Source organism: Streptomyces sp. NPDC055078 (assembly GCF_053607985.1).
This window is the reverse complement of record NZ_JBSGUP010000511.1, coordinates 1-5,955: the sequence shown is the minus strand read 5'-3', so window position 1 is coordinate 5,955 and position 5,955 is coordinate 1. Positions and strand designations below refer to the sequence as shown.

Annotated in this window: 2 protein-coding genes and 1 pseudogene; 1 reads left to right on the top strand and 2 read right to left on the bottom strand. The window is 62.9% G+C overall.

The annotated features are described in order from the left end of the window. Nucleotides 1–356: 356 nt before the first annotated feature. Nucleotides 357–3,011: a class III lanthionine synthetase LanKC gene (gene lanKC / locus ACWF94_RS30710; protein ID WP_453495754.1), complete on the bottom strand. Its 2,655-nt coding sequence runs from the start codon at nucleotides 3,009–3,011 to the stop codon at nucleotides 357–359. A gap of 559 nt (nucleotides 3,012–3,570) precedes the next feature. Between lanKC and ACWF94_RS30705 the strand changes: the two genes are divergently transcribed. Then, nucleotides 3,571–4,605: a winged helix-turn-helix domain-containing protein gene (locus ACWF94_RS30705; protein WP_453495751.1), complete on the top strand. Its 1,035-nt coding sequence runs from the start codon at nucleotides 3,571–3,573 to the stop codon at nucleotides 4,603–4,605. A 56-nt stretch (nucleotides 4,606–4,661) separates the two neighbouring features. On the opposite strand, the pseudogene ACWF94_RS30700 reads toward ACWF94_RS30705, so the two are convergent. After that, nucleotides 4,662–5,420 (bottom strand): annotated as a pseudogene (locus tag ACWF94_RS30700) (transposase). Nucleotides 5,421–5,955 lie beyond the last annotated feature (535 nt).

Below are 5,955 nucleotides of genomic sequence, written 5' to 3'. Positions count from 1 at the left end.
GGCGACCACCAGGGGGAGAGAGTGCGAGCTATTCGGCTACGCTGTGGTAGCAGCCGAAGGACCATGTGCTGGAAACGGACGACTTGACGCAGCAGTTGTTGGAGTACGCGCTGTTGCACGTGACGCTGGCCGTGCTGCAGCCGGCTGTCAACGTTTCCGTTTCGCCTGTGAGTCCCTGCAGGTCGTAGATGGACATAGACACTTCCTCTCTGCGAGTGGATACAGAACTCGGGCCACGTTTCTGACGTGATCCGGGTAGGAGGGGGAGGTCGGTCGCCCCGGAATCCACCGGGGAGTTACCGGTCCCATGCCGCCGCCGTGACCAGGACCTAGGCCCAATGCAGGCGGCTGGTGCCTCAGGACAGTGCTCTGGGCCGCTCTCGTTCAACTCCAGCAGGGGAGCCCTGATGAGGTTGCAGAAAGAACGGCAATGACAAGGGCAGTGGGGTAGGAGCCGCGCCGACGGCGGCGAGAGCGAGAAGAATGCCCGCGCTGCCAGTGGCCAGATCCATGGACATACGCAGCAGTTGCGAACCGGGGAAGGCGGTGTGCCCCTTCCAGTTGAGTACATGCCAGTTCAGACCGTTGACCTGGGTTTCGGCAGCGTTGGCTGCATCGTGCTCTTCGTCAGCCGTGGTGAAGCCATGCGGTCGGCTGGCATTGACGAGCGCCATGCCCCCTTGCCCTTCGAAGAGGCCGGGGAAGAGGTAAAACTGAGAGCGTGTGGCACGCCCGATCGCCGTCAGTTGGGCTTCCAGTTCACGGTCGGGACGAAGGGCGAGGTACCGGTCGAGTGCGACACCGATGCCAGCGCTACCGACTGCGAGATAGGGCATGAGGCGGAATCCCTCGTCAACATAAAGGGCGCCCTGATCGTCGCTCTTGCAACGACGTAGGTCCTGGCGCAGGGCGACTTCGGCTGCGTCGAGGTAGCGACTCTCGCCAGTAGTCTCGAAGGCGGCAGTCAGGAAGAGCGCAGGCCCGGACGATCCGTACATCAGCCCTGCATGCGGATGAGTACCACCGCTGATCTCCGCGACATCCTCGACGCCTCCGAGTCCATCGCAGACGATGTCGGCGAAATGGATGGCCCGCTGTAGATACACGTTGTCGCTGCAAACTCGCGCGAAATGCAGCCAGTTCAGGCCCATGCCGGAGAGGCCGTGGAACAGGCTCAGGTCTGCCGTGTCGGGTTTCGCCTTGGATATTCGCGCCAGTAGATCCGTCGCTTCATCATGCCGGTCCAGATCCCAGAGAGCATAGGCGATACCATGGGAACCGTCATAGAATCCGTGGGGCATTTCTGAAGGACTTCGGAAAACTCTGCTGAGCAGCCATTCTTCTGCTTCAGGGACTCTCTTGACACCCGTGGCGTGCAGGGCCCATAGAACTCCAGCTGCTCCGTAGGCCATGCCTAGGGCGGCACCCGGGGAGGCAAACTGGGCGGCATCTCCCGGGAAGTAACGATCGGAGTGCTCTGGCGTGGCGCTGGCGAAAATTGCCTGGGTTATCGATGCGCACACCTTTGGGAGTACTTCAGGGTCTGCGCTGATTGATCGCAGATTGGAAGAGGAATTAGCCAAGGGTCGGGGAATGGAGCGCAGGGCGTCGCCGAACCAATTCTTCGGCACCCCGAATCGGTTCACGATGATATCCGCCAGGTGGGAAACCTTTGCGAGATTGTAGCGGAAAATTGGCGTCATCGGCGCGAATAGCGCGAACTTTAGGGCGGCAAGAGCGTATTCATCCACCGCAGTGCCCGAGTATCCACGTGGGGCCACGAACCCCGGGTTGGCCATTACCTGGCGCCCGCCCTGGGCGGTCAGCCACCCGCCTTCGAAATCAATGAGACGGATCCGCGATTCGCCCTCTGCCTCATGACACAAGATGTTGTGCATGTGCAGATCACCGAAGATCACGCCCCGGTCATGAATTGCGTGAACAGCCTGCGCGATTCGCTCCCATATGTCCATGGCCCAGATTCGGTATTCGTGTAATGCTCGTGGTCCTGGATCGCCGTAGCGAAGAAGTGGATTCCTAGTCCCGCAGACGCTGTAAAGACTGTCCCCTTCGACCAGTTCCTCAATCAGGAACTCGTGCCCTGCGACGCGGTGATAGCCCTTAAGCTCGGGTACCGCGTCCAAGCCCTGAAGCCTGGTAAGGATGTCCCGCTCGTGACGCAGCCGCGTCACAGCATCGCGGCCGCTGCCGTCAACACCTGCATGCGGCCGTCCCTCCTTGACTACCACGCGCTCTTCCGTGCGCTTGTCGCGCCCCTTGTAAACGCCGCCGCCGTTGGAATAGTGGAGGGCCGAGAGAAGTTCGTACGGAAGCTCGTCAATGCGGGCTGCGTCCCGGCTCGCCAGCGCGGGCTGCAGGAAGTCGGGGATCTTGACCCATTCAGGCACGGCGAATACGGGTCCTCGTAGATCTGGCACGAGGTCCCCTTCCTGGTTCTCGATCGCCATCTTCCAACGCCCGTCGGCCGCCCTGACCATACGGGGTGCAAACGCCCCATAGCGAACATAGATCGGCCCGTCCTGCCAGCGCAGGTCGCTCAGGACATATGGACCAGGTATACCGGCGAGTTCCTTTCCCAGCTCGGTCACAACCGCTTCTAAACGACCCTCGTCTTCAGGGTAGATCGTGACGAGCTTGCCACCCCCGGCGCGCTCCCCATACTTGGCATTGCGGCCGAAGTATTCGCGTTCCGTGGGTACCACCTTGAACATTAAGCAGTTTTTAATGCAATACTTGAAAACGCGTCGCGCAATGTCCTCAACCTGCTCGATCGTCGACGACACATGCACTTTCCAGCCCTGAGCAGGAATATTGCCACCGGGGGGGACGTAGTTCACCCAACCCGGTACTACGAGCCGAGTCCAACCCGTGGGAGTTGCGTCCCCTCTCAGCGGTGAGAGCAGGTCCTCATCAGTCACATCGGATGTGAGTCGATCATAGAACTCGGGGTCGGTTACACAGTACATCTCGTACTCAAGCTCGTGATTCATCCAGTTCTCCCCGTCCCATTCTCCCCTGTACTGAACCTACGGACTGCTGGCCCTCACAAAAGCGTTCCCATCGTCCGGCCGAGAGCCGCCTGACACATCGACGTCAGCCAAGAAGTCAATACACACTTCTCGCGATGAGATACCCGCGAATCCCGAAGCCGGCTGATCGCCCTTCGGGGCTCAGGTTCCTGGCCGGGCGACTTCTTCGTCTTTAGTAATCTCTACCAAATCCGCGAAGTTCGATCGTTCAGCATCTCCCATGCGTCATACAGAGACGGACTTCCTCGGCGTAGGGCCGCCTGAAACAGTTGCTGACGGCACCTGCCGGACCGGCAGGTGCCGTACGGGACCCTCTACCCACTGCATACCGGCATCCAGTGGGAGTAATTACTGCCTGCGCGAAAGCCTCCGTTCGTGGGCCGGGCGGCGCGTTCGCCGCAGTGCTGTATCACCAGGTTCGGATGGAGGGTCAGGAAAGTCGACTCGTTTCGGGCTCACCCGAAAGGTAGAGAGGCGGCAACAATCGCAACGCCAATGTCCGCATGAGCGAGGGGGGCGTGTGCTGCGACTGCATTTCACCGCGGAGGACCTGGCCAGGGTCCGTATCAGCCTGCTGGGGCCGCTCGCGGAGACCGAACTTGCGCTGTGGAATCTGCAGCAGCCTGACCGCAAGGCCATGTTCGGGAACTGGCGGGCAGAGACCGGACCCCGGATGAACGCAGACGGCCGGGACCTCGCCCGCTTCCTCGCCCTCCCCATAGGCGGTCTGGTCGACCTGTTCAATCTCACCGGCCCCGCCTCCTCCTTCGACGAGGCAATGGACCTCCTGCACGGAGTTCCACATCAGCAGCTGTGCGAGGAACTAACCTTCCACCCCTGCTTGGCCCGTCGCCGGGCCCCATGGCTGGGCCGGGTTCTGGAACGCGACCGTGACGCCATCGGGCGTCTGGCGGACTCACTGACGCACTGCCACAAGACGGCCGTCGCCCCGTACTGGACCCGGATACAACGCCACTTGGACACCGAAGCGATGCTCCGTAGACATCTCATGACCAACAGCGGACTAGCAGCCCTGCTCGACAGTCTGCGCCCGCTGCTGATCTGGAAAGCACCGGTACTGGAGGTCCCCGGGTACAGGCCCTGGCAACGGAGCACCGACCTGCATCTGGCGGGCCGGGAACTCATCTTGGCCCCCTCGGTCTTCTGCGGCCCCGTCCCTCAGCTCCTGGCCCGCCGCCATGGCCACGAAGTCCTGTTGATCTACCCCGCCTTGAGCGACCTCCCCGCCGCGAGCAACATCTGGGCAGCGCCCCTGGGCCAGCGCCACGGCAGGGCCACCCCTCAACCTTTGGTCGCCCTACTCGGCCGCACCAGAGCCAACGTCTTGTGCGCGATCGCCGACCACCCTCTGTCCACCACCACGCAACTCGCCAGCCTTGTGAGGATCTCCACCTCCAGTGCCAGCGAACACGCGACCGTCCTGCGTCACGCCGGCCTCACCACACTTGCCCGCGATCATAAGCAGGTACGCCATAGCCTGAGCGCGGTCGGCCTGGCCCTCATCAACACCACGGCATCCACTTCACCCTTCTAGGGGCTGGCTGTCCCACAAATGATCTACGACGTGCTGTTGACCAACTCGGTTCTCCGTTATCCAGCGAGGGTGAGGTGTGCAAGTGCGCGATGCCGGGCATGGCGTGGCGGACGCCGTCGCCTTTCAGGCGGCAGTCGCGGAGGTTCTTCCAGGTCTTCATACGGGCGACGGCGTGCGCGGCACGGGCTCTGACTTCGCGGTGGGAGGTGTTGTGTTTCTCTTTGCGGGCTGGCATTCGGCCTGGCCGCGTTCTCGGGGGTGCGGGATGACCGGGCCGGTGCTCCGGTAGCCGCCGTCGGCGATCACCGTGGCCTTGCCCGCAGCGGCCTTGGTGCGGGGCAGTTCCCGTGCCTTGCGGTCGTTGCGGTTGCCCGGCAACGGGCAGCCGACCGCGACGACCAGCCGGGTATCGGCGTCGATGACGGCCTGGTGGTTCGTCGAGCAGCGGTCGTTCTTCGACATCTCGGCCACGGTGTGGTCCTGGGTCGGCACGAGCGTGCCGTCCGCGATCAGGACAGTTTCCCTGCGGAACGGCATGTGGGGCTGGAGTGCGAGCCATGGCCCGAGGCGGTCGACGATGCGGTCCGCTGCCGACTCCGAGAACCCGGACAGCGGCGCAAGCCGTCGCAGGGTCAGGTTCGTCCGCCATCAGGAGCATGCGTTCCTCCAGCGGCAGGCTCCAAGCGCCGGTCCTTGCGCACCGGATCTGCGCCCTCACGGCGGAGCGCGGTGATCAGCTGGCCGAACCGACGCGGACCCAGCCCGCTGATCGTGGCGGTCAAGGAGGGCTCCGACGCCGTGAGCACACCAGTCACGCTAAGATCATCTCACCCGGACCAGCAGTTATGGGACAGCGCTAAGCCGTGGATCTAGCCCAGTACATTCCATCTGCGCGTGCCAAGGAGCCGTTAGGCAACTGCGGTGCCGTTTCCGGGAGTATGACGGAGAGGCGGTGCGCCACATCGCACTGCGGACCGATGAGCTGTTGTGTCGACGGCCACTCGGCTCTCCCCGGAGTGAGCAGTCCCATGAGTTCTTGGACAGATCTGTTCCGGTTGGAGCCTGATGGTCTCGGCGCATCCAGGCCCTGTCCTCGGCTCTCGTGCAGCGCGGTGGGCGATCGCGCCCCCGAGGCCGCAGCAGCCGCGCTGGCGTCGGATCCAGTGCCACCGCCAGCGCTTATCAGGGTCAACCGGATGGCTGCGGGTCGACGTGGTTGGTGCAGGAGGCCAGCAGATCAAGCTCGCTTGATTAGTACTCCAGCGGGATTTCGTGTCCTGGTCTGGCTCTTCGGCGGTAGTGGGATCGTTGTGCGGTGGCTTGGTGTTTTCTGCGCCAGTGTGACCAGTT

Bases quoted from the DNA above. Each gene is read 5' to 3' on its own strand.
- lanKC (WP_453495754.1), bottom strand. From the start codon at position 3,011: ATGAATCACGAGCTTGAGTACGAGATGTACTGTGTAACCGACCCCGAG.